We start from the raw sequence: 22179 nt of genomic DNA, 5'->3' as shown, positions 1-22179 counted from the left end.
ACATGCCTAATTTCTTTATCGATCGCCCCATATTTGCGTGGGTGATCGCCATTATCATCATGCTGGCCGGGGGACTTGCGATCCTGAAGCTGCCTGTTGCGCAATATCCAACGATTGCGCCACCGGCGGTAACGATCTCCGCAACCTACCCGGGGGCTGATGCGAAAACGGTGCAGGATACCGTGACTCAGGTTATCGAACAGAACATGAACGGTATCGATAACCTGATGTACATGTCCTCAAACAGTGACTCCACCGGTACGGTTCAGATCACCCTGACCTTTGAATCCGGTACGGATGCGGACATTGCGCAGGTTCAGGTGCAGAACAAACTGCAGCTGGCAATGCCTCTTCTGCCGCAGGAAGTGCAACAGCAGGGCGTGAGCGTCGAGAAATCGTCCAGCAGCTTCCTGATGGTTGTCGGCGTTATTAACACCAACGGCACCATGACGCAGGAGGATATTTCCGACTACGTGGGCGCCAACATGAAGGACGCCATCAGCCGTACGTCCGGTGTGGGTGACGTTCAGCTGTTCGGTTCCCAGTACGCGATGCGTATCTGGATGGATCCGAACAAACTGAACAACTTCCAGCTGACGCCGGTCGACGTGATTAACGCGATTAAAGCGCAGAACGCCCAGGTGGCAGCCGGTCAGTTAGGCGGTACGCCGCCGGTGAAAGGCCAGCAGCTTAACGCGTCCATTATCGCGCAAACCCGTCTGACCTCCGCCGATGAGTTCAGCAAAATTCTGCTGAAGGTGAACCAGGACGGTTCGCAGGTTCGTCTGCGCGACGTGGCCAGGGTTGAGCTGGGTGGTGAGAACTACGACATCATCGCGAAGTTTAACGGTAAACCGGCGTCCGGTCTGGGTATCAAACTGGCGACAGGCGCGAACGCCCTGGACACCGCGACGGCGATCCGTGCGGAACTGAAGAAGATGGAACCGTTCTTCCCGTCAGGCCTGAAAATCGTTTATCCGTATGACACTACGCCGTTCGTTAAAATTTCGATTCACGAAGTGGTTAAAACGCTGGTAGAAGCGATCATCCTGGTGTTCCTGGTGATGTATCTGTTCCTGCAAAACTTCCGCGCGACGCTGATCCCAACCATCGCCGTGCCGGTCGTTCTGCTGGGGACCTTCGCCATCCTTGCAGCCTTTGGGTTCTCGATAAACACCCTGACGATGTTCGGGATGGTGCTCGCCATCGGCCTGCTGGTGGATGACGCTATCGTGGTGGTAGAGAACGTCGAGCGCGTGATGGCGGAAGAAGGTTTGCCGCCGAAGGAAGCCACCCGTAAATCTATGGGCCAGATCCAGGGCGCGCTGGTCGGTATTGCGATGGTGCTGTCCGCGGTATTTATCCCGATGGCCTTCTTCGGGGGCTCTACGGGTGCGATTTACCGCCAGTTCTCCATTACCATCGTCTCCGCGATGGCGCTGTCGGTACTGGTAGCGTTAATCCTGACCCCAGCGCTGTGTGCCACCATGCTGAAGCCGGTTCAGAAAGGCGGTCACGGCGAGCATAAAGGGTTCTTCGGCTGGTTTAACCGCATGTTTGATAAGAGCGCGCACCACTACACCGACAGCGTGGGCAATATCCTGCGCAGCACCGGTCGTTATCTGCTGCTCTATATCATCATCGTAGTGGGGATGGCATTCCTGTTCGTTCGTCTGCCTAGCTCGTTCCTGCCAGATGAAGACCAGGGCGTGTTCCTGACGATGGCACAGCTTCCGGCAGGGGCGTCGCAAGAGCGTACCCAGAAGGTGCTGGACGAAGTGACGGACTACTATCTCACCAAAGAGAAAGCGAACGTTGAATCCGTGTTTGCGGTTAACGGCTTTGGCTTTGCGGGTCGTGGTCAGAACACCGGTATCGCCTTCGTTTCTCTGAAAGACTGGGCGGATCGTCCGGGCGATGAGAATAAAGTTGAAGCGATCACGGGCCGTGCCATGGGCACCTTCTCGCAGATTAAAGATGCGATGGTCTTCGCCTTTAACCTGCCAGCGATTGTTGAACTGGGTACGGCGACCGGCTTCGACTTCCAGCTGATCGACCAGGGCGGTCTGGGTCACGAGAAACTGACGCAGGCGCGTAACCAGCTGTTCGGCGAAGTGGCTAAACACCCTGACCTGCTGGTCGGCGTACGTCCAAACGGACTGGAAGATACGCCGCAGTATAAGATCAACATCGATCAGGAAAAAGCGCAGGCGCTGGGCGTGTCCATCAGCGACATCAATACCACGCTGGGCGCGGCCTGGGGCGGTAGCTACGTCAACGACTTCATCGACCGTGGTCGCGTGAAGAAAGTGTACGTCATGTCCGAAGCGCAGTACCGTATGTTGCCGAACGATATTAACAACTGGTACGTTCGCGGCAGCAACGGTCAGATGGTGCCGTTCTCATCCTTCTCAACGTCACACTGGGAATACGGCTCTCCGCGTCTGGAACGTTACAACGGTCTGCCGTCGATGGAAATCCTGGGTCAGGCCGCACCGGGCCGAAGCACCGGTGAAGCCATGAACCTGATGGAAGAGCTGGCCAGCAAACTGCCTGCGGGTATCGGCTATGACTGGACTGGTATGTCCTATCAGGAACGTCTGTCCGGTAACCAGGCCCCTGCCCTGTACGCCATTTCACTGATTGTGGTCTTCCTGTGTCTGGCAGCGCTGTACGAGAGCTGGTCAATTCCGTTCTCCGTTATGCTGGTGGTTCCACTCGGGGTTATTGGTGCGCTGCTTGCGGCAACGTTCCGTGGATTGACCAACGACGTGTACTTCCAGGTAGGCCTGTTGACAACCATTGGCTTGTCGGCGAAGAACGCGATACTTATCGTTGAATTCGCCAAAGATCTGATGGAGAAAGAGGGTAAAGGCCTTATTGAGGCGACGCTGGAAGCGGTGCGTATGCGTCTGCGTCCAATCCTGATGACCTCTCTGGCGTTCATCCTCGGCGTAATGCCGCTGGTTATTAGCTCCGGTGCAGGCTCCGGTGCGCAGAACGCGGTCGGTACAGGTGTAATGGGCGGTATGATCACCGCGACCGTACTGGCTATCTTCTTCGTCCCGGTGTTCTTCGTGGTGGTGCGCCGCCGCTTCAGCCGGAAGAATGAAGATGTTGAGCACAGTCATTCGGTAGAACCTCACTGATACCGGTTTCATATAATAAAAAGGCCGCATTTGCGGCCTTTTTCATTTTCAGAAAAAATCATAAAATAAGCTTATTGAGGTCCTATTTATTTTCTGTCACCTTAAACAGACATATCATATTTAACTGATAACTTAATAGGTGAACTCAGGATTTTTTTAAATCTATTTCCCTGCTTAAGTTGTTAGGAATATTCCTAATTAAAAGTTAAGACAAACGGAACTCCGGATGTGAACTTTTCTTATGGCTGTAAGCTAAGCCAATGAAATGTAAGGAAGCGAAAAAACTATCGTTAATCCTGATAAAAAAGTTCAGTTTCGGATGAACATTTGCGTAGACGCTCGCAGCCTGCGGTTTTATTTGTAATTTTTCGTAATAGCGCGGTGAAATCCAGGAAGGAGTGGCTTATAGTTAGGTTATCAGGAACACAGCGCTCATGTAGCTAAGTCAGATGTATCCATCCCGACAATGATGTTCGGTGAGTAAGAAATCACTCAGAAGGGGATGCGCTATGGACGAGTACTCGCCAAAAAGGCATGATATCGCGCAGTTGAAATTTCTCTGCGAATCCTTGTACCATGACTGCCTTGCCAATCTTGATGAAAGCAACCATGGCTGGGTAAATGACCCAACGTCTGCCATCAATTTACAGTTGAATGAGCTGATAGAGCATATCGCTACCTTCGCACTTAATTATAAAATTAAGTACAATGAAGATAATAAGCTCATTGAGCAAATTGATGAATACCTGGACGACACCTTTATGTTGTTCAGCAGTTACGGCATTAACACTCAGGATTTGCAAAAATGGCGTAAATCGGGAAACCGGCTATTCCGCTGTTTCGTCAACGTGAGCAGAGCTAACCCGGTTAGTCTTTCCTGTTAAAATTATTACAATTACTAAGGTGAATTTATGTCTGATAAACCACTCACAAAAATCGATTATTTGATGCGCTTACGACGTTGTCAGTCAATTGACACCCTTGAACGCGTCATTGAAAAGAATAAATACGAGCTTTCTGATAATGAACTGGCGGTATTTTATTCAGCCGCTGACCATCGCCTTGCAGAGCTAACGATGAATAAGCTGTATGACAAAATCCCTACTTCTGTATGGAAATTTGTCCGTTAATCTTTGAAGTGTGTCTGTAGAGGTTCTACGCCACGTTATAAGCTGTATTCACCTGTCCCGTTATGCTCCCTGCGCGAAAGCCAGGTCTCCATGTTAAACGCGCTCATCAGCAACAATGTTGTGACTGTGGTCACATCGGCCCTCCGGGAACGTTCCCCTTGACGCCTGTTGCGATTACCCTTCAGGAATAACATCCAGAGAGGTTTCCGATGAGCATAGAAAAACAGAAGATGATTTCAGGTGAACATTACCGCCCTGGTGATGAGACGTTACGCGCCGACCGGCTTCGGGCGCGCCATCTGCTTCACCGCTATAACCACACCGCGCCTGACGAAAAAACAGAACGCCAGAACATTCTGGCGGAACTGCTGGGACAAAGCGAAGGGGCGTATATTGAGCCGAGCTTCCGCTGTGACTATGGATATAACATTTATTTGGGCAAAGACTTTTACGCCAACTTCGATTGCGTAATGCTGGATGTCTGCCCTGTACATATTGGCGACAACTGCATGCTCGCGCCGGGCGTTCATATTTATACGGCCACCCATCCGCTGGATGCGCAAGAACGTAACAGCGGAGTGGAGTTTGGTAAGCCCGTCACCATTGGCAATAATGTCTGGATTGGTGGACGTGCGGTCATTAACCCAGGCGTCACCATCGGGGATAATGTGGTTGTGGCTTCCGGTGCCGTCGTGACGAAAGACGTGCCGGCTAACGTCGTCGTGGGCGGCAACCCGGCGAAAATCATCAAAACGCTGTAACGATCCGGGGAGCCAACTGTTATGGTCTTTTAGCGCCCGACTGTTACTTTTTTCAGCCGGATGGCTCCCCTAAAATTGGCAGATACCCTGTATTGTCAACTCTCAAAAGGCCAAAAATGACCGAGATACAGCGCCTGCTTACCGCCACCATCGACGATCTTAACCACCGCGAAAAGCGAGACAATCGCCCGCGCTTTAGCATTAGCTTTATCCGCAAACATCCCGGGCTGTTTGTTGCCATGTATGCCGCCTGGCTGGCGACGCTGATTGTCATGCTGAAGTCCGAAACGCTGGTGGACTCCGTCTGGCTGCTGGTGGTGCTGTTTGTCGTGTTTAACGCCTTTTTCTTTTTCGACGTGAATCCCCGCTACCGTTACGAAGATATCGACGTCCTCGATTTCCGGGTCTGCTACAACGGCGAATGGTACAACACGCGTTTTGTGCCAAATGAGCTTATCGACAGCATCCTGCACTCTCCGGCTGTCGAAACCGTGCACAAAGAGAAGCTGCAGAAAATGGTCGCAACGAAAGGCCAGCTCTCTTTTTATGATGTTTTTACCCTTTCCCGTCCTGCTGCTGCGTAATTAACGCCTGCAGGCGTCGGATACCCGGCGCAAACTGCGAAGCAGAGGTGTTGCCGTAACCTAAAACCAGGCCGGTTTGCCCCTGCTTCGTCTCCAGGTAATAGCCGCTCAGCGCAGCGGGTGCCAGCTGAAATGCCCTCGCTTTCTCCACCAGCCGCTGGTCGTCGATACCGTCAATCGCCAATGTCAGGTGCATTCCCCCTTCACCGGCAAGAACACGGTGCGGAGTATAAAGCTCTGCGCTCAGCACCTCCCGCAGCTGGCGGTAACGCTTACGATACAGGCGACGCATGGCGGCAAGATGACGGGCATAGTGCCCCTCCTCGATAAACAGCGCCAGGGTGCGCTGTTCTGCGCGATGCCCGCCGCGCAGCAGCGAGCCGATGGCCGGACGCGCTGCTTTCGCCAGCGCTGGCGGTAACACCATGAACCCCATTCGGAGCGACGGAAACAGCGTTTTACTGAACGTCCCCAGATACACAACGGGCGCGTTGTTGACCATGCCCAGCATCGCCGGTACGGGCTCGCCGACATAGCGGAATTCGCTGTCGTAATCGTCCTCAATGATCCACGCCTTGTGCTGGCGGGCCAGTTCCAGCAGCGCCAGACGCCGCCGCGCGCTGAGCACGCTCCCGTAAGGAAACTGATGCGACGGCGAAGTGAAAACGAGCGCAGGTGAAGGCGCATGCAGCCCTTCCCAGCACATTCCCTCGTCATCCACCGGTATGCCGATCATCGCAAGGCCGGTTTTGACGAAGGCGCTTTTGGCCCCGCTGTAGCCGGGATTTTCCACCCAGGCGACATCCCCCGGCTCGCTTAACAGCATCGTGCACAGATTGACGCCCTCCAGCGCCCCTTCGGTTATCACAATCTGGCTGGCGTCGCAGTCAATGCCGCGAGAAAGCGCAAGGTGACGGGCGATGGCTGCCCGCAGCGACGGCTCACCGGCCGGGTCGCCATAGCCCAGCAGAGCGCTCCCCTCCTCCCGCAGGACGCGATCGTACAATCGCCGCCACAGCGGCAAGGGGAAATAGTTGATGGCGGGCGTTCCCGGCGTAAAGGCCATCACCGGGGTGTCGCGCGACACAGGCGCAGGCAGCTGGACGACACGTTTTGCCAGCCTGACCTCAGGATCGGTCAGAACCCGCGGGCTGGCACGATGGGCGAATTGCGCCACCCGCGTCCCCTGACGGTTACGCAGCAAATAGCCTTCGAGCGTGAGCTGGTCCAGCGCCGCATTGACGGTGTTCCGTGAAACGGAAAGCTGCTGCGCCAGCGTTCGCGAGCCGGACATCTGGCTGCCGGACCGAAGCCTTCCGCCCAGTATGGCCTCCCGCAAAGCGAGATAGAGCGCGCGCTGGAGCGTCTCTTCCCCACGCGTTTTAAGCGCAGCATGGAGCAAGGTATAAAGTTCATCGCCCGGTATGTTCATCTCATCTCCTTGTGGTACCACCAAAACATAGCTGAGTGGTTCTTTTTAAGGAACCAGTAATTTTCTAATCTGGAACTCTTCTCAACGTCACGGAAATAAAGATGAAGACATTCAATGAGTTTGGACAACCTGTGGGCGAAGCCCTTACCGACTGGCAGCCTCGCCCTCATCCGTCCCGGGTGGTACTGCAGGGGCATTATTGTCGGCTTGAACCGCTGCGCGTGGAGCATGCCGGGGCGCTGTTCTCCGCCTATGCTCTGGCCGGAGACACCCGGAGCTGGACGTGGCTTCTGCGTGAACCCGATGCCACGGCCGCTGAGTTTGCCGAATGGGTGGCAAGCGTGTGTGAGTTATCTGATCCGATGCACTTTACCGTTATCGATAATCAGACCCAGGCCCCGGTCGGGACGCTGGCCCTGATGCGGATCGATCCTAAAAACGGCGTTGTGGAAGTGGGACACGTTCACTTCTCCGTGCTGTTAAGCCGCACGCCCATGTCAACAGAAGCGCAATATCTGCTGATGCGGTACGCGTTCGATACCCTGGGCTACCGGCGATATGAATGGAAGTGCAACAGCCTGAACGAACCATCACGCAAAGCGGCACTGCGTCTGGGCTTTCAGTTTGAGGGCCGTTTTCGCCAGGCGCTGGTCATAAAAGGCCGTAACCGGGATACCGACTGGTTTTCAATTCTCGACAAAGAGTGGCCGGCGCTGGCGAGCGCCTTTGAAGGCTGGCTTGCCACCGACAATTTTACTGCCGATGGCAAACAGAAAAGATCCCTGGAAAGCTGGCGAGAAACGCGAGTCTAGCGTCTTTTTTTACGTCCCTGCACCGCCTTAAAGCGCGGATTAGATTTGCAAATCACATATAAGCGTCCCTTGCGTTTGACTATCTGGCAATCCGGGTGACGCTGTTTTGCGCTGCGCAATGAGTTAAGCACCTGCATGGTTAGCCCCGCTTCGCATTAAGAAAACCGCCAAAACGCTTGCGGAAGCGCGCTGCGCTGCCATCCGTGGAAAACGTTTTTTGCTTACCGGTATAAAACGGATGCGATTTTGAAGAAACCTCGATAGTGATGTACGGATACGTTTCACCGTCGAGCTCAATTTCGCGGTCGGTTTTAATGGTTGAACCCACTTTAAAGTATTCATTGGCACTGGTGTCGTGGAATACCACGGTGCGATACGCTGGATGGATGTTTGGTTTCATCATAAACCCTTTATGTTTTGTTATAACATAACAAAATAATATCCAGGTAAGGTTGAAAAAACAACCCTCTCTCTCCTGAGGATATTTTCAAATTTGCTTTAGATAACATGAAAACCCTGCCCCCACGTGCTATAACTATTTCATTTCGCGGTAAAATCTTTCTCTTCAGGCAGGAAACTCAGCGTCCGGATTCGGGCATATGAGAAAGGAAACGACAGCATGAAAACCCGACATCTGGTCAGTCTGGTGACTGGCGTACTTATCTTTTCCGTGCTGGTTCCCATTTGTCTCAGCATCTGGCTTGCCCATCGCCAGGCAGAAGAGAAATTTGTTGATGCGCTGGATAGCTATGCTTCTCGGGTGCTGATGCGCACCGACAGGGTCGTGGATCAGGCTAAAGAAGCGTTAAATCACCTGCAGGGATTTAAGGGCGTTCCCTGTAGTCCGCTGCATTTGAGGGAAATACGTCGGGTCGCGTTCTCGTGGCGCTATATCCAGGAGGTGATCTATATCGACAACCTTAAACCCCTCTGCTCTTCGCTTGAGCAGGCGAGTAAATCCGCCGCTTATCCTCCCCCCATGCGTATCACCGAAGATGGCTACAGCGCATGGCTTACCGCACAGAACGATCTTGGCTTTCACCGCTATATGGCCGTGCTCGGGAAGGGCCATTACCTTGTTCTGGTCGATCCTGCCTCGCTTGTGGATGTGATCCCTTTCGGGGCGATTGCCATTGATGCCGCTCTGGTGGGAAGCGCAACGCATCTTATTTTCGCCAGCAGTAATACGCTTGATCCGCATATCCGCGATCGGATCAACGATCGAGGCGTCTCCAGCGTTCAGTACAAGGGCTCCATGTACGTCATGAAGCCAGTCCCTGAGCTTGGATTTACTGTCGTCACGTGGGCATCGCTCACCCCCCTGGCTGAAAGCTGGCACCGACAGCTGCTTTTCTGGCTGCCGTTTGGCGTCCTGATAAGCCTGCTGGCGGCACTGTTTGTCCTGCGGATCCTGCGACGTATCCAGTCGCCGCGCAATCGCCTGCAGGACGCCATTAACAGCCGCGATTTTGTGGTTCACTATCAGCCCATCGTGGCGCTGTGCAGTGGAAAAATCGTGGGTGCGGAAGCGCTTGCGCGCTGGCCCCAGCCAGACGGAAGCAGTCTCTCGCCTGATATATTTGTGCCGCTTGCCGAGCAAACCGGCCTCATCTCGCAGCTGACGCAGTTAGTTATGGAAAAAGTGTTTGAAGATATGGGCCACTGGCTGCAGCTCCACCCCGATCAGCATATCTCCATCAACCTCGCCCCGGCCGATTTGACCTCCGGTAATCTGCCGCCTTTACTGAGTCAACTCCTGAATAAGTGGCAGATTCATCCCCGACAAATCGCCCTTGAGTTAACCGAGCGTGGCTTTGCCGACCCCAAAATCAGCGCGCCGGCTATCGCCGCGTTTCGCCGTTCGGGCCACCCTGTCTACATTGATGATTTTGGCACGGGCTATTCCAGCCTCAGCTATCTGCAGCATCTCGATGTCGACACGCTAAAAATTGACAAATCGTTCGTGGATGCACTGGAGTACAAAAACGTAACGCCGCACATTATCGAAATGGCGAAGTCGCTGCAGCTGGCAATGGTGGCGGAAGGCGTGGAGACCGAAGGGCAGCTTACCTGGCTGCACCGCCACGGCGTGCAGTATGGGCAGGGGTGGTTCTACAGTAAGGCGCTGCCCAGGACGGAATTTATCCTTTGGGCAGAGAACAACCTCGCCACGCGCTCTACTTAAGATAGGATTTGATCACCTGCAGCACGACGCCAAGATCGGCTTCACGCTGCGCCTCTTCGGGCTCTTTCACGACATGATCGGTAAGATGCCCTTCAATCACCTGCATCATCATGCCATTGACCGCGCCACGGATCGCCGCCAGCTGCTGCAACACCTCGGCACATTCGTGATCGCTGTTGAGCATTTTCTCCAGCGCGGTGCTCTGCCCCTGAATTTTCTTCAGGCGAGTCAATAACATCTTCTTATCGCGAACGGTATGTGACATCTCTGTCTCCCTCAGTTTTGGCTTTTAAAGCATATCACGCTCTACTCCCCCTGAGTATTTTTCTACTGGGGGGTAGTATTATGCTACTGGGGGGGAGTACTATTTGCGCACGCTTTCCATACTGGAAATTTCAATGAACGATTTTGCTTCACTCCTGCAGCAGGGTAATGCCTGGCTGTTTGTTCCCAGCGCTATCCTGCTCGGTGCGCTGCATGGCCTGGAGCCGGGCCACTCAAAAACAATGATGGCTGCCTTTATCGTGGCTATCCGCGGCACGCTGAAGCAGGCGGTGCTGCTCGGTCTGGCGGCTACGCTTTCCCATACGGCGGTAGTCTGGATCATTGCCATGGCAGGACTATGGTTTGGCCGCGGCTGGGACGCACATACGTCTGAACCCTGGTTTCAGCTGATCTCCGGAGTGTTGATCGTTGCAATCGCCCTGTGGATGGCGTGGCGAACCTGGAAAGAGAGCCGGCCACACGATCATCATCACGATTGCCACCACCATCATGACCATGACCACCACCATGATCATCACCATCACCACGAACACCCGCTGGTTGAAGAGGAGTGGCAGGACGCCCACCAGCGCGCGCACGCGCAGGATATCAACCGGCGCTTTAACGGACAAAACGTGACGACAGGACAGATCGCGATGTTTGGCCTGACCGGCGGGCTTATCCCCTGCCCGGCGTCCATCACCGTTCTGCTGATCTGCCTGCAGCTGAAGCATTTTGCGCTCGGCGCGACGCTGGTATTCAGCTTCAGCATCGGTCTGGCGTTAACGCTGGTCGCTTCCGGCGCGATTGCCGCCTTAAGCCTCAAGCACGCGACAAAACGCTGGCCCGGATTCAGCGAACTTTCCCGCAAAGCGCCGTGGATCTCCGCCGCGCTGATTATCGTGGTAGGGATTTACATGAGCCTGCATGGCCTGAGCGGCATTCTGGCGTAAGCAGGCGGCCACGCCCGGTGGCCGCCTCTCTGGTCAGATAAGAGTCTGCTGCCAGCTAAAGGTATAACGAAGCTGGCGCGTCTGCAGGATAAATTCCGGTGAAACGCTGGGGCTCCAGGAGTCATCGCCGCCCACCCCCATATGAAACGCATCCAGGTTGAGCCAGCACCCCGGCTCTTCCCGCAGCAGATGATGATGGGTTGTCTCACGCAGCTGCTGCTGGCTATAGCGGCCCACGGAGAAATGGAACGCGCCATTCAGCTGATGCGCACCCAGCACAAGTTTGCGGGTATCGCAGCGCAAACCATTTTCCGTCGGGAAGATATACGGCGTGTGCATGTCTGCCAGGGGCAGTGTCCAGCGCCCCTGCTGCGCCGCCAGCTTTCTGTCCGGGTAGTTTTCATGCGGCCCCAGCCCCAGCCAGTCAACCTTTTCTGGCGTTTCAGCGAGATGAACGCTCAGGCCAATGCGCGCGGGCTCCGGGATATCAGACGCAGTATCGACCTGAATGTCGCCATGCAGAACACCCTGCTCGTCCACCCGCCAGATTTTACGGCTCAGGAACAGCGCCCTGCCGCGATGCTCCAGGACATTAAGCGTGGTAACCACCACCTCACGCGCATGCTGCTCTGCCTCACAGTGCAGCATGCGCGAGGTGAGATCGTACATGCCCGCCGCTTTCCAGCGTTCAACCCACGCGTTTGGATCGATGCGCGTCGCTTCGCTCACCCCAATGTCGTTGTCCAGCGGCGCGCGGCTGACGTTATCCGTCACGGGTGAAAGCAGCGTTTCAACGCCATTTCGCCACCATTGAGTCAGGTTTCCGGATGCGCGATCGAACTGCCAGCGCTGTTGACCATGCGCGATCGCCAGGATGCGGTCGTTTTGCGTCAAAACCGGCGGCTCGCCCGCAGAGGCTGGCGGTGCGACAAACAGCGGAGACGGAAGCAGCCACTGTTCCCACGCGCAGCGATGGTCAGCCGGTGACCACGGCGTTGCCCGCGGCTGGCGTACTTCAACATTCAGCCAGACTTCCCCCGGCTCGGTTTTCAATTCCGGCAGAGCGATCTCCAGACGCTGAACGCCTTCAGGGGCTATCGCCAGCGTCACCTCGCCCGAAGCCAGTACCTTCCCATCCCAGGCAACCGTCCAGCTCAGCACTTCGTTATCGGTAGGGCGGAACAGGTAGCCGCTTTGCACCTCAATCACCAGCGGAGAGGTACTGACCAGCGTAAAGGTAAAGAACTGCTGGGCGCGCTGCGCCTCGTACAGCGCCGGGTGCGGCGTGCGATCGGGGAAGACCAGGCCATTGAGGCAGAACTGGCGATCGTTCGGCGTATCGCCAAAGTCCCCGCCGTAGGCCCAGAACGCGTTGCCCTTTTCGTCTTTCTTCGTCAACGCCTGATCGACCCAGTCCCAGACAAACCCACCCTGCAGGCGAGGATGGCTGCGAAACGCCTGCCAGTATTTCGCAAACCCGCCGAAGCTGTTTCCCATCGCGTGGGCGTATTCACAGAGGATCAGCGGACGCGTTTCGTCGGGCATGCCGATCCATTTCTTGATTGACCATTTAGGCACCGCCGGGAAAGGCTGATCCCAATCGACCCGGGCGTACATCGGGCAAACAATATCGGTCGCCGCCGTATTCGCCCCGCCGCCTTCGTACTGTACCGGGCGCGTGGGATCGGTGGTTTTCAGCCAGCGGTACAGCGCATCATGATTCGCGCCGTGGCCGGACTCGTTACCCAGCGACCAGATGATAATTGAGGGATGATTGCGATCGCGATGCACCATGCGGGTTACGCGCTCGCTCATGGCGGGCAGCCAGCGCGGATCGTCAGCGAGGCGGCTCATTGGCACCATGCCGTGGGTTTCAATATTGGCTTCGTCAACGACGTACAGTCCGTAGCGATCGCAAAGCCGGTACCACAGCGGATGGTTCGGGTAGTGCGAGCAACGAACGGCGTTGAAGTTATGCTGCTTCATGATTTCGATGTCGCGACGCATGGTCGCCTCGTCCATCACCTGACCGTTTTCCGGGTGATGCTCGTGACGGTTAACCCCGCGGATCAGCAGCGGCTTACCGTTAAGCTTCAGCAGGCCGTTGCTGATGTCAACGCGGCGGAAGCCCACATCGCACGCCTCAACCTCCAGCACCTCACCCTGCGGGCCGAGAAGCGCCATCGTCAGACGATACAGTTCCGGCGTTTCAGCACTCCAGAGCGCGGGGCGGTCAATGGGGATCGCCACCGTTAAGCGTTCGTCCCAACTGCCGCGCTCGTCCACAACGGCAGACCCCGGACGCCGGGAAACTCTGGCGCATTTTTCACCCTTGCGCCACAGGGTAAAGACCACCTCGCAGTCTGCAAAGCCCACCCCTGCCAGCGCGACATCTGCCTTAAGCACCGCGCGGTCCAGCTCCGCATTCAGGTCCGTCACCACGCGATAATCGGCAATCTGCGTTTCGGGTTTATGCAGCAGCGTCACATCGCGGAAAATTCCGCTCATGCGCCACATGTCCTGATCTTCCAGATAGCTGCCGTCGCACCAGCGCAACACCATGACCGCCAGGCGGTTCTCACCGGGCCGCAGGACCGTCGAGAGATCGAATTCGGCAGGCAGCCTACTGTCCTGGGAATAGCCCATCCACCGCCCGTTGCACCACAGATGAAACGCAGAGTTCACGCCGTCAAAGATGATGCGGGTCTGCCCGCTCTGAAGCCACGCGTCATCCACATCAAATGTGAGCGAGTAACAGCCGGTTGGGTTTTCCTGCGGCACAAAAGGCGGATTAACGGGGATAGGATAGGTGACGTTGGTGTAGATCGGCGTGTCAAACCCCTGCATCTGCCAGTTCGACGGCACGGGCATCGCAACGGCGTCCGCACAGTCTTCGGTTACCCACGCCTCCGGGATTTGCTCAGGTGCAGGAAAGTAGTTAAATCGCCATACCCCATTGAGGGTGCGTCTGCTGGCGGATGCAGCATCATCCAGGGCAGGCTGTTCAAGACGCCAGCTGTGTAACGGCGCATGTGCCTCCAGACGGTTCCACTGGGTGACACCCGGGTTTTCCCAGTCCCGTCGGGCCAGAATGGCGCTGAGAGTCAGCGATAAAGTGTTGGGCATATTAACCTCTTTGCGAAGCGCTCACAATTTTGGTTAACATGCCCTGGCACCCGGCGACGGTAAAGCACGCAATCGCGGGGTAGCGAGTCCGATCACAAAGTTTTATTTGCGGGCAAGCTGCCCGGCAAGGAGGGCCAGGCTTCTGAGCTGCTGCGCCAGATCCTCGCGTTCGGCCTGCTGCGGGGTGCGGCGCGCGCTGGAATGTCGGGTCACCAGCGTTACCGGCAGCTGGACCTGCCAGCATTCCTCCCCCCCGCAGGGGGACAGAAGCCACTCCACGCTGCGCTCGCCTGCCTCGCGAAACGCCTGACGAATGGTCGTCAGCGGCGGAGAAAACCAGGCGCTGTCGGCCGTATCGTCAAACCCGACCACCGATATCTGGCCAGGAACAGCTATCCCTTTTTCCGCACAGGCGCGCATTACCCCAAGCGCCATCTGATCGTTCGCCACCAGAATGGCATCCGGCAGTACCGCCCCCGAGAGCAGCACATATCCCTTCTCATAGCCGCTGGCCGCGCTCCAGTCGCCGTAGGCCACCGCAGCCGCGTCGAGACCCGCCTGCGCCAGCGTCGCTTTCCATCCCGCCAGACGCGCGCGCGCAGAGACCGAGCTTTCCGGCCCGCTCAGCAGGGCAATATGCTGATGCCCCAGCGAAAGCAGATGCTCAACGCCCAGGCGTGCCCCCTCTTCGGCGTTAAACACGAGGCTATTTACCTGCGCTGACGGTGACACGTCGAGGAACAGCACCGGGACGGGCGTCGCCAGCGACCTGAGCGCTTCGGCGTGCGGATCGTCAAGCGGCACATTGACCAGCAGCGCGTCTACCCGCTGCCCCAGCAGCGCCTGAAGCGCCGCCTGACACTGCTGCGGCTGCTCCACCATGGAAATCAGGACGCTCGCCCCCTGCCCTGCAGCCCGGGATTTTACCGCCGAGACAATTTGCGAAGGCGCGTGCAGCGCCAGATCGGTGGTGATGAGCCCCAGCGTACGGGTGCGTTTCCCCGCCAGCTGCTGCGCCCGCAGGTTGGGAACGTAATGCAGCTCAGCCATTGCCTGCTGCACCTTTTCCCGCGTGCGGGCAGAGACGTGCTCCGCGTCGTTAATCACGCGGGAAACGGTCTGATAAGAAACCCCCGCAAGGAGGGCGACATCATAAAGAGTGATTGCTTTCATGCGTTCTGGCATCGCGATTTTCGAAGCGTCTATTCTGGCACAGCGACGCCGTTAAAACATGTGAGCGCTTCGCAAATTAAACAACCCGCTCCGGCTGCGTCATTTTCTCACCGCGCGGCTTCTGGCGGAACCAGGGCAAACAGAGCTGAATAAGCGGACCAATGGTCAGAGCATACGCCACGGTTCCCACCCCAAACGAGCCACCCAGCACGCACCCAATCAGCAGGACGGACACTTCGATGGAGGTACGCACGCTGCGAATGGACCACCCCAGCCGGGCGTGAATGCCGGTCATCAGGCCGTCGCGCGGACCAGGCCCGAAACCGGCCCCGATGTACATGCTGGTGGCGATCGCGTTCATCACGATGCCCGACACCAGGAAAGCGATGCGCACGGATAACGAACTCAGTTCGGGGATAAGCGCCATGCTGGCGTCCGCCGCCAGACCGATACAAATCACGTTGCTGATCGTGCCAAGACCGGGCATCTGACGCAGTGGGATCCACAGTAAGAGCACCGCAGCACCGGTCAAAATGATCACCGTCCCGATGCTCATCCCCAGCTGTATTCCCACGCCAAGGTGAAACACATCCCACGGATCGACCCCCAGATCCGCACGAATAAACATCGCGGTGGAAAGCCCATACAGCCCTAAACCGACATAAAGTTGTAGCAGACGACGTACCATTTTTATCTTCTCCAGTGAACCCGACTTTCATCCTGACCTAAAATGGCACTAAGATTAATGTCCAGTTTTTAAATAGTGGACTGCTTATGTCATCACGCCGCTTCGGAAGCCAGTCTGTGGTACGCCTTTTAGGGCACTGGCAGCAAACTTCATCCCGCACTCCGCTCTGGCGCCAGCTGGCCGATGCGCTGCGCTTATTAATCCTTGATGGCCGGCTGGCGCTGCATACGCGCCTGCCGGGTGAGCGTGAGCTGGCGACGGCGCTGAACGTGAGCCGGACCACCGTCAGCAGCGCCCTCGCCCACCTGCGTGAAGAGGGTTATCTTGAAAGCCGCCACGGCAGCGGGTCGCGCGTCATCCTCCCGGATGCACGCGCCGTTCCCACCCTTTCCGCAGCGAGCGTCGCCCTGGATCTTTCCACTGCCGCCCTCAGCGCCGGGCCGGAGATCCACCAGGCTTACACCCATGCACTTACGGCTATTACTCAACACCTCTCGCTGACGGGCTACGAGCAGCTTGGGCTGCCGGCGCTACGGGAGGCCATCGCTGCGCGCTATACCGCGCGAGGTCTTCCAACCCGGGCAGACGAGGTGATGGTGGTCAACGGTGCCGTCAGCGGGTTCGCGCTGGTGCTGCGGATGATGGCCGGACCGGGGGATCGCGTCGTGGTCGATCACCCCACCTATCCGCTGGCGATTGCCGCTATTCAGGGAGCACAGTGTCGGCCAGTAGGAGTGTCGTTGCCGGAAACGGGCTGGGATACGGATGGCTTTGCGGCTACGCTTGCCCAGACCGCGCCGCGCCTGGCCTACCTGATGCCCGATTTTCACAACCCAACCGGTCGATGCATGGATATCGCCACCCGTCAGGCAATCGCTGATATAGCAGCCCAGACCCGCACGGCGCTGGTCGTGGATGAAACGATGGTCGATCTCTGGTTTGATTCGCCACCGCCGCCACCGCTGGCATCGTTTAACCCACAGGCCAGCGTGATTACGCTAGGCTCTGCCGGAAAAAGCTTCTGGGGCGGGCTGCGTCTCGGCTGGATCCGCGCCTCCTCGCGTACTATCGCCACGCTCGCCCAGACGCGCGATACGCTGGATTTAGGCTCGCCGCTGCTTGAGCAGCTGGCAACGCTGTGGCTTATCGACAATAGCGAGCGTTTTCTGCCCGCTCGCCGCAAGATGCTGGCGGAACGGCGCGATCGATGCAGTAACCTGCTGCGAGAACATTTCCCGGAGTGGACGTTTCATGAGGCGGAGGGCGGACTCTCTTACTGGATCGAACTTCCTGGCATGCTGGCGACACAGCTTGCCGCACGGGCAGAAATCATCGGGATTAACCTGGGCACCGGGACGCGGTTTGGCTTATCGGGGGCGTTTGACCGCTTTTTACGTATGCCCTTTTCGCTGGAGCCAGCGGAGCTGGAAGCGGCATTGCTGCGGATTAAACCGTTATGGCTCGCTCTAAATTCAAATACGCCAGCAGTCAAACGCCGCCTGGTTTAATATTAAAATTTTGAACTGGATCATAAAATAAAAACTGCTGACTGTAATATATGCAGTCAGCAGTTTTCACTGGTCAGGATTTAGTGCTGAGGAGGAATGGGGAAACCTTTCAGGGAAATAACGAAATTATCACCGTCTTTCTTTATTTTTGCACCGGTATCACACCAGTCAGACGCAATACGAAAGAACTCATCGCTTCCAACATTCCAGCCAAGACGTACATGCTTCACGTAGCCTGAACGCAACAGAGCGCAGGCCTCGTTGTAGTCACTGGCAGTTGACAGTTGTTGTTTCATTTTCTCTTCTTCAGAAGTTTACGTAGAGCCTTGATTTCTTTAGGAGTAAAAGGAGAAACACTCTCTTCTTCCGTATGCTGATTATCAATATCCTCTTCCGATACTCCCACCTCTTCTACTGCTTCAAACGCCAGCAGCAGCAGTTTCTCTGTGGTCACGCTTAAATTTTCGTTATTTACTTCCGCATAGTGGCGGAGTCTTTCTTTTAGCGCTTCGTCAATTTTAACATTTAAAACTGCAGTAGCCATGTTTGTCACTTCCCTTCGGAATAAGTACTTTATTTAATACACGAAGTTATCACTGTTATCCAGATCTATATTTTTTTGAATTTTGACGAAAATAGACGTCCAATTATAAAATGCCAGTCTATTATTACAGGTTTATGACAGTAATATTTCAGAGCGATGAAATATATATTACACGGTATAGGCATTATATTATTGTGGAATAAAGGCTAAAAAGAGATGGGAACAGGAAAGATGGATGAGGCCACAAATGGGTGGGGGCCCTGCCAGCTACATCCCGGCACCCACGTCGTCTGCCCTGGCTGCTTCCTTCCGGACCTGACCTGGTGAACAGAGTAGCGTTGCGGGAGAACCAACAGAGCCCCCATTGAGAGCGTTGATAACCAACGCGCTGGCGCATTATCCCTGTGCGAAGAGCCAATTGCAAGCGACCAGGAACCGGATGCTGGTTTCTTGCGCAAACAGGCGCAGCAATCAGGGCGATCTTCGTTTACCATGACGGTCAAAACATCCCCACAGGTGAAGGTATGGACGAAAACGACTCCTTTCCCCAGCGCGTATGGCAAATCGTGGCCTCGATTCCGGAAGGCTACGTCACCACCTATGGTGATGTGGCAAGGCTGGCAGGCTCTCCACGCGCGGCGCGACAGGTCGGCGGCGTCCTGAAACGGCTCCCGGAGGGAAGTACGCTGCCCTGGCATCGGGTGGTGAACCGTCATGGCGCTATCTCGCTGACCGGGCCGGATCTCCAGCGTCAGCGTCAGGCATTGCTTTCAGAGGGTGTGCAGGTGTCGGGCGCAGGACAGATTGATTTGCAGAAATACCGCTGGGTGTACTAAACCCTCCCCCGAAGGAGAGGGTAAGAGCAACAGTTACATCTGGGTCGGTGGGGTTGGAAGGGACGGCTGATTGGTCTGTGGAGCAACCGGGACTTCGGTTTGCTGCACCGGCACCAGATTCAGGTCGATTTTGGTTCCACCGTGGTTAATCGCTTCCTGGACCGTATCGGTGATAAAGACCAGCTTGCCGTTGATGGTTACCGCTGCGCTCAGCAGAATACGGGCGTTCGGCTGCACGTCTGACGGGTTATACGGCAACACGAAGCTAAACGGAGCCTGCTTACCTTCAGTACGGACCGCGCGCTGAGCCAGCACCTTCGACGGCGCGTCCGCCAGGGAAGCATCAGACAGCGTGACCGTTAATACCGCATCCGGCGGCAGAGCGACTCTCTGTTTAATCCAGATTGTACCGGAAACGTTAGGCTGCTGAATGGATTGCTGTGAAAGGGTATTAATCCCGTTCGGATCTGCAGCTGGTACCGGCACCTGGGCGCTCTTACCGGCACAGGCGGACAACGCCACCGCAATAGCTACACCACTTAGCATGGGCACGAGTTTCATTGAAGTCTCCTTATCATCAATGCACCAGCGGGATCGATCCCATCCGATGTCGTTTCAATCACATAACGTTTTTAAGTGTGGCACAGATCACCGATTAATGCCTAAAAACGTGCCGACATTCAGATTATTCTACCCATCGGACCACTTTCATTTCTGCGTTATACTCTGCCTATCTTTCGCTACGGCGTTTATTGAGGATAATTATGAGTCAGGCACTGAACAATCTTCTGACATTACTGAATCTGGAAAAAATTGAGGAAGGACTCTATCGCGGGCAGAGCGAAGACCTCGGCTTACGTCAGGTTTTCGGCGGCCAGGTCGTTGGACAAGCGCTCTACGCTGCAAAGGAGACCGTCCCTGCAGACCGCCTGGTGCACTCATTCCACAGCTATTTCCTACGCCCTGGCGACAGCGCAAAACCGATCGTGTATGACGTTGAAGTCCTGAGAGACGGCAACAGCTTCAGCGCACGCCGCGTGGCGGCCGTTCAGAACGGTAAGCCTATCTTTTATATGACCGCCTCTTTCCAGGCGCCGGAACCGGGATATGAACATCAGAAAGTGATGCCGCCAGCACCGTCGCCGGACGAACTCAAATCAGAGACTGATATCGCCCGCGCGCTGGCGCATCTGCTTCCGCCGCAGGTCAAAGAGAAGTTTCTCTGCGATAAACCGCTGGAGATCCGCCCGGTTGAGTTCCACAACCCTATGAAAGGCCACACCGCCGAGCCGAAACGTCAGGTCTGGATCCGCGCCAATGGCACCGTGCCGGAAGATTTCCGCGTGCATCAGTATCTGCTGGGCTACGCGTCAGACTTTAACTTTCTGCCGGTTGCGCTACAGCCGCACGGCGTTGGCTTCCTTGAAAAAGGGATGCAGGTCGCAACCATCGATCACTCCATGTGGTTCCACCGTCCGTTCAATATGAATGAGTGGCTGCTTTACAGCGTGGAGAGTACGTCAGCGTCGAGCGCTCGCGGGTTTGTGCGTGGAGAGTTTTATACCCAGGACGGCGTGCTGGTCGCTTCTACGGTGCAGGAAGGGGTAATGCGTAATCGCGGGTGATGGTGTGCGGCCTGATGCCCTCACCCTGCCCCTCTCCCATGGGAGAGGGAATAAATATTAAAAACGGCAACCGAAGTTGCCGTTTTGCTTTTTATTAGGCGTTATACGCATTCTCGCCGTGGCTGTTGACGTCCAGACCTTCGCGCTCCTGCTCTTCCGGTACGCGCAGCCCAACGGTCATATCCGCCAGCTTATAGCCGATGAAGGCGACAACGGCAGACCACACCACGGTGATAGCGATACTTTCCAGCTGCACCAGCACCTGATGAACCATGGTGACACCTTCTGCGTAGCCCACGCCACCCAGTGATTTCGCGGCGAAGATGCCGGTCATGATACAGCCGACGATGCCGCACACGCCGTGGACGCCGAACACATCGCAAGGGTCATCCACGCGCAGCACGCGTTTCAGTGCGGTGACGCCCCACAGACCTGCCAGGCCCGCGACCAGTCCCACCAGCAGCGCACCACCGACACCCACATAGCCACACGCCGGGGTGATACCGACCAGACCGGCAATCGCCCCTGAACAGGCACCCAGCAGGGAAGGTTTACCGCGTACCGCCCACTCGCCGAATACCCAGGAGAGAATTGCACCCGCCGTCGCCACAACGGTGTTCACGAAGGCCAGCGCGGCGATTTCGTTCGCGGCACTTGCGGAGCCGGCGTTGAAGCCGAACCAGCCAAAGTAGAGGATAGCCGTACCGGTAAACACCATCGGCAGGTTATGCGGTTTGAACGCCTCTTTACCGAAGCCCACGCGTTTGCCAATCAGGTATGCGCCCACCAGGCCCGCTACCGCGGCGTTGATATGGACAACGGTACCGCCCGCAAAGTCCAGCGCGCCGTGCGTTGCCAGCAGACCACCGCCCCAGACCATGTGCGCAATCGGCACATAGGAGAGGGTCAGCCAGACCACCACGAAGATCAGAACGGCAGAGAAACGGATGCGCTCCGCCAGCGCGCCCACGATCAGCCCGACGGTAATGCAGGCGAACGAGCCCTGGAACGCGACGTGGATGTACTGGTAGAAGCTGCCCATCAGCGCGGTCAGCTCAATATTTTTCAGCATTACCCAGTCGAAGTTACCAAAGAAGGCGTTGCCGGTACCGAAGGCCAGCGAGTAACCGTAAACCACCCACAGCACGCAGACCAGCGCGAACGTCACGGCAACCTGCGTCAGCATGGAGAGAACGTTTTTGCCGCGGATCAGGCCGCCGTAGAACAGCGCAATGCCCGGGATAGACATGAACAGCACCAGCGCGGTGCTGATCATCATAAAGGCGTTATCGGCTTTGTCTGCCACGGCAGGAGCAGCCAGCGCCAGGCCCGGCAGCAGTGCCAGCGAACCCAGACCCGTTTTAAGTGTTGCTATCTTCATTTTCTCGATCCCTATCACTGTGTGCCAG

Annotated in this window: 21 protein-coding genes, 1 other RNA gene and 1 pseudogene; 11 read left to right on the top strand and 12 right to left on the bottom strand. The window is 56.3% G+C overall.

Going from position 1 to position 22179, the window contains the following annotated elements:
- The first annotated feature begins 2 nt into the window (after positions 1–2).
- From acrB to IM294_RS07985, 5 genes are all read left to right on the top strand, one after another.
- Positions 3–3149, top strand: a complete 3147-nt coding sequence (gene acrB / locus IM294_RS08005) for a multidrug efflux RND transporter permease subunit AcrB (RefSeq protein ID WP_047367620.1) — start codon at positions 3–5, stop codon at positions 3147–3149.
- Positions 3150–3658: 509 nt separating this feature from the next.
- The gene (tomB, locus tag IM294_RS08000) at positions 3659–4033 is read left to right on the top strand and encodes an Hha toxicity modulator TomB (RefSeq protein ID WP_028012188.1); all 375 of its coding nucleotides are present in this window, start codon (positions 3659–3661) and stop codon (positions 4031–4033) included.
- Between the two features lie 27 nt (positions 4034–4060).
- Positions 4061–4279: an HHA domain-containing protein gene (locus tag IM294_RS07995; RefSeq protein WP_008499287.1), complete on the top strand. Its 219-nt coding sequence runs from the start codon at positions 4061–4063 to the stop codon at positions 4277–4279.
- 209 nt (positions 4280–4488) lie between these two features.
- Entirely contained in the window at positions 4489–5040 is a 552-nt protein-coding gene (maa, locus tag IM294_RS07990) for a maltose O-acetyltransferase (RefSeq protein ID WP_028012187.1), read from the top strand.
- Positions 5041–5156: 116 nt separating this feature from the next.
- On the top strand, positions 5157–5624 hold the full coding sequence (locus IM294_RS07985; RefSeq protein ID WP_028012186.1) for a YlaC family protein: 468 nt from the start codon (positions 5157–5159) through the stop codon (positions 5622–5624).
- On the opposite strand, the gene IM294_RS07980 is transcribed toward IM294_RS07985, so the two are convergent.
- Entirely contained in the window at positions 5596–7056 is a 1461-nt protein-coding gene (locus IM294_RS07980; RefSeq protein WP_126818310.1) for a PLP-dependent aminotransferase family protein, read from the bottom strand. The genes IM294_RS07985 and IM294_RS07980 overlap by 29 nt on opposite strands.
- 101 nt (positions 7057–7157) lie before the next feature.
- Here IM294_RS07980 and IM294_RS07975 point away from each other — a divergent pair, with 101 nt between their 5' ends.
- A complete protein-coding gene (locus IM294_RS07975; RefSeq protein ID WP_045259912.1) occupies positions 7158–7868 on the top strand; it encodes a GNAT family N-acetyltransferase in 711 nt (236 codons plus the stop codon).
- On the opposite strand, the gene ykgO is transcribed toward IM294_RS07975, so the two are convergent.
- Both ykgO and IM294_RS07965 read right to left on the bottom strand, forming a co-directional pair.
- On the bottom strand, positions 7865–8005 hold the full coding sequence (ykgO, locus tag IM294_RS07970; protein WP_003859006.1) for a type B 50S ribosomal protein L36: 141 nt from the start codon (positions 8003–8005) through the stop codon (positions 7865–7867). The two genes, IM294_RS07975 and ykgO, sit on opposite strands and share 4 nt — an antisense overlap.
- A 2-nt stretch (positions 8006–8007) precedes the next feature.
- Complete coding sequence (locus tag IM294_RS07965; protein WP_006176933.1) at positions 8008–8268, bottom strand: type B 50S ribosomal protein L31; 261 nt, start codon at positions 8266–8268, stop codon at positions 8008–8010.
- Positions 8269–8487: 219 nt separating this feature from the next.
- Between IM294_RS07965 and IM294_RS07960 the strand changes: the two genes are divergently transcribed.
- Complete coding sequence (locus tag IM294_RS07960) at positions 8488–10053, top strand: EAL domain-containing protein (protein WP_126818309.1); 1566 nt, start codon at positions 8488–8490, stop codon at positions 10051–10053.
- On the opposite strand, the gene IM294_RS07955 is transcribed toward IM294_RS07960, so the two are convergent.
- Positions 10046–10318, bottom strand: coding sequence for a metal/formaldehyde-sensitive transcriptional repressor (locus IM294_RS07955; RefSeq protein ID WP_028012182.1), 273 nt, complete (start codon positions 10316–10318; stop codon positions 10046–10048). The two genes, IM294_RS07960 and IM294_RS07955, sit on opposite strands and share 8 nt — an antisense overlap.
- 133 nt (positions 10319–10451) lie before the next feature.
- Between IM294_RS07955 and IM294_RS07950 the strand changes: the two genes are divergently transcribed.
- The gene (locus IM294_RS07950) at positions 10452–11270 is read left to right on the top strand and encodes a nickel/cobalt efflux protein RcnA (RefSeq protein ID WP_126818308.1); all 819 of its coding nucleotides are present in this window, start codon (positions 10452–10454) and stop codon (positions 11268–11270) included.
- A gap of 33 nt (positions 11271–11303) precedes the next feature.
- Here the strand turns inward: IM294_RS07950 and IM294_RS07945 are convergent, their stop codons facing one another.
- The 3 genes from IM294_RS07945 to IM294_RS07935 all read right to left on the bottom strand — a co-directional run bounded on the left by IM294_RS07945 (position 11304) and on the right by IM294_RS07935 (position 16257).
- A complete protein-coding gene (locus IM294_RS07945; protein ID WP_193360321.1) occupies positions 11304–14396 on the bottom strand; it encodes a beta-galactosidase in 3093 nt (1030 codons plus the stop codon).
- A gap of 102 nt (positions 14397–14498) precedes the next feature.
- Entirely contained in the window at positions 14499–15569 is a 1071-nt protein-coding gene (locus IM294_RS07940) for a LacI family DNA-binding transcriptional regulator (protein ID WP_126818306.1), read from the bottom strand.
- Between the two features lie 76 nt (positions 15570–15645).
- Positions 15646–16257 (bottom strand): YitT family protein, encoded by a 612-nt coding sequence (locus IM294_RS07935; RefSeq protein ID WP_028012178.1) that lies wholly within the window; start codon positions 16255–16257, stop codon positions 15646–15648.
- A gap of 86 nt (positions 16258–16343) precedes the next feature.
- On the opposite strand from IM294_RS07935, the gene IM294_RS07930 reads away from it, so the two are divergent.
- On the top strand, positions 16344–17765 hold the full coding sequence (locus IM294_RS07930) for a PLP-dependent aminotransferase family protein (protein WP_100170677.1): 1422 nt from the start codon (positions 16344–16346) through the stop codon (positions 17763–17765).
- Between the two features lie 80 nt (positions 17766–17845).
- On the opposite strand, the gene IM294_RS07925 is transcribed toward IM294_RS07930, so the two are convergent.
- From IM294_RS07925 to ffs, 3 genes are all read right to left on the bottom strand, one after another.
- Entirely contained in the window at positions 17846–18061 is a 216-nt protein-coding gene (locus IM294_RS07925; RefSeq protein WP_028012176.1) for a hypothetical protein, read from the bottom strand.
- Positions 18058–18309 carry a hypothetical protein gene (locus IM294_RS07920; protein ID WP_048961231.1) on the bottom strand — a complete coding sequence of 84 codons (252 nt, stop codon included), beginning with the start codon at positions 18307–18309 and terminating at the stop codon, positions 18058–18060. Before IM294_RS07920 ends, IM294_RS07925 begins: the two co-directional genes overlap by 4 nt.
- Before the next feature lie 258 nt (positions 18310–18567).
- Positions 18568–18664, bottom strand: an RNA gene (gene ffs / locus IM294_RS07915) — signal recognition particle sRNA small type.
- Positions 18665–18748: 84 nt separating this feature from the next.
- Between ffs and IM294_RS07910 the strand changes: the two are divergent.
- Positions 18749–19145: pseudogene (locus IM294_RS07910) on the top strand (MGMT family protein).
- Positions 19146–19178: 33 nt separating this feature from the next.
- On the opposite strand, the gene IM294_RS07905 reads toward IM294_RS07910, so the two are convergent.
- Entirely contained in the window at positions 19179–19706 is a 528-nt protein-coding gene (locus IM294_RS07905) for a YbaY family lipoprotein (protein ID WP_028012173.1), read from the bottom strand.
- Positions 19707–19909: 203 nt separating this feature from the next.
- On the opposite strand from IM294_RS07905, the gene tesB reads away from it, so the two are divergent.
- Positions 19910–20770 carry an acyl-CoA thioesterase II gene (gene tesB, locus IM294_RS07900; RefSeq protein WP_028012172.1) on the top strand — a complete coding sequence of 287 codons (861 nt, stop codon included), beginning with the start codon at positions 19910–19912 and terminating at the stop codon, positions 20768–20770.
- 94 nt (positions 20771–20864) lie between these two features.
- Here the strand turns inward: tesB and amtB are convergent, their stop codons facing one another.
- Positions 20865–22151, bottom strand: a complete 1287-nt coding sequence (gene amtB / locus IM294_RS07895) for an ammonium transporter AmtB (RefSeq protein WP_014882787.1) — start codon at positions 22149–22151, stop codon at positions 20865–20867.
- Positions 22152–22179: the final 28 nt, after the last annotated feature.

It is taken from the genome of Enterobacter cloacae complex sp. P43RS, from assembly GCF_014930585.1.
Classification (GTDB): Bacteria; Pseudomonadota; Gammaproteobacteria; order Enterobacterales; family Enterobacteriaceae; genus Enterobacter; species Enterobacter bugandensis.
Note: the sequence above shows the minus strand (reverse complement) of the source record. Positions and strands in the feature narration are given on the sequence as shown.

What these genes read in the sequence shown, in the direction of transcription:
- acrB (WP_047367620.1), top strand. Translation starts at nt 3, where the DNA reads ATGCCTAATTTCTTTATCGATCGCCCCATATTTGCGTGGGTGATCGCC.
- tomB (WP_028012188.1), top strand. Translation starts at nt 3,659, where the DNA reads ATGGACGAGTACTCGCCAAAAAGGCATGATATCGCGCAGTTGAAATTT.
- IM294_RS07995 (WP_008499287.1), top strand. Translation starts at nt 4,061, where the DNA reads ATGTCTGATAAACCACTCACAAAAATCGATTATTTGATGCGCTTACGA.
- maa (WP_028012187.1), top strand. Translation starts at nt 4,489, where the DNA reads ATGAGCATAGAAAAACAGAAGATGATTTCAGGTGAACATTACCGCCCT.
- IM294_RS07985 (WP_028012186.1), top strand. Translation starts at nt 5,157, where the DNA reads ATGACCGAGATACAGCGCCTGCTTACCGCCACCATCGACGATCTTAAC.
- IM294_RS07980 (WP_126818310.1), bottom strand. Translation starts at nt 7,056, where the DNA reads ATGAACATACCGGGCGATGAACTTTATACCTTGCTCCATGCTGCGCTT.
- IM294_RS07975 (WP_045259912.1), top strand. Translation starts at nt 7,158, where the DNA reads ATGAAGACATTCAATGAGTTTGGACAACCTGTGGGCGAAGCCCTTACC.
- ykgO (WP_003859006.1), bottom strand. Translation starts at nt 8,005, where the DNA reads ATGCAGGTGCTTAACTCATTGCGCAGCGCAAAACAGCGTCACCCGGAT.
- IM294_RS07965 (WP_006176933.1), bottom strand. Translation starts at nt 8,268, where the DNA reads ATGAAACCAAACATCCATCCAGCGTATCGCACCGTGGTATTCCACGAC.
- IM294_RS07960 (WP_126818309.1), top strand. Translation starts at nt 8,488, where the DNA reads ATGAAAACCCGACATCTGGTCAGTCTGGTGACTGGCGTACTTATCTTT.
- IM294_RS07955 (WP_028012182.1), bottom strand. Translation starts at nt 10,318, where the DNA reads ATGTCACATACCGTTCGCGATAAGAAGATGTTATTGACTCGCCTGAAG.
- IM294_RS07950 (WP_126818308.1), top strand. Translation starts at nt 10,452, where the DNA reads ATGAACGATTTTGCTTCACTCCTGCAGCAGGGTAATGCCTGGCTGTTT.
- IM294_RS07945 (WP_193360321.1), bottom strand. Translation starts at nt 14,396, where the DNA reads ATGCCCAACACTTTATCGCTGACTCTCAGCGCCATTCTGGCCCGACGG.
- IM294_RS07940 (WP_126818306.1), bottom strand. Translation starts at nt 15,569, where the DNA reads ATGAAAGCAATCACTCTTTATGATGTCGCCCTCCTTGCGGGGGTTTCT.
- IM294_RS07935 (WP_028012178.1), bottom strand. Translation starts at nt 16,257, where the DNA reads ATGGTACGTCGTCTGCTACAACTTTATGTCGGTTTAGGGCTGTATGGG.
- IM294_RS07930 (WP_100170677.1), top strand. Translation starts at nt 16,344, where the DNA reads ATGTCATCACGCCGCTTCGGAAGCCAGTCTGTGGTACGCCTTTTAGGG.
- IM294_RS07925 (WP_028012176.1), bottom strand. Translation starts at nt 18,061, where the DNA reads ATGAAACAACAACTGTCAACTGCCAGTGACTACAACGAGGCCTGCGCT.
- IM294_RS07920 (WP_048961231.1), bottom strand. Translation starts at nt 18,309, where the DNA reads ATGGCTACTGCAGTTTTAAATGTTAAAATTGACGAAGCGCTAAAAGAA.
- IM294_RS07905 (WP_028012173.1), bottom strand. Translation starts at nt 19,706, where the DNA reads ATGAAACTCGTGCCCATGCTAAGTGGTGTAGCTATTGCGGTGGCGTTG.
- tesB (WP_028012172.1), top strand. Translation starts at nt 19,910, where the DNA reads ATGAGTCAGGCACTGAACAATCTTCTGACATTACTGAATCTGGAAAAA.
- amtB (WP_014882787.1), bottom strand. Translation starts at nt 22,151, where the DNA reads ATGAAGATAGCAACACTTAAAACGGGTCTGGGTTCGCTGGCACTGCTG.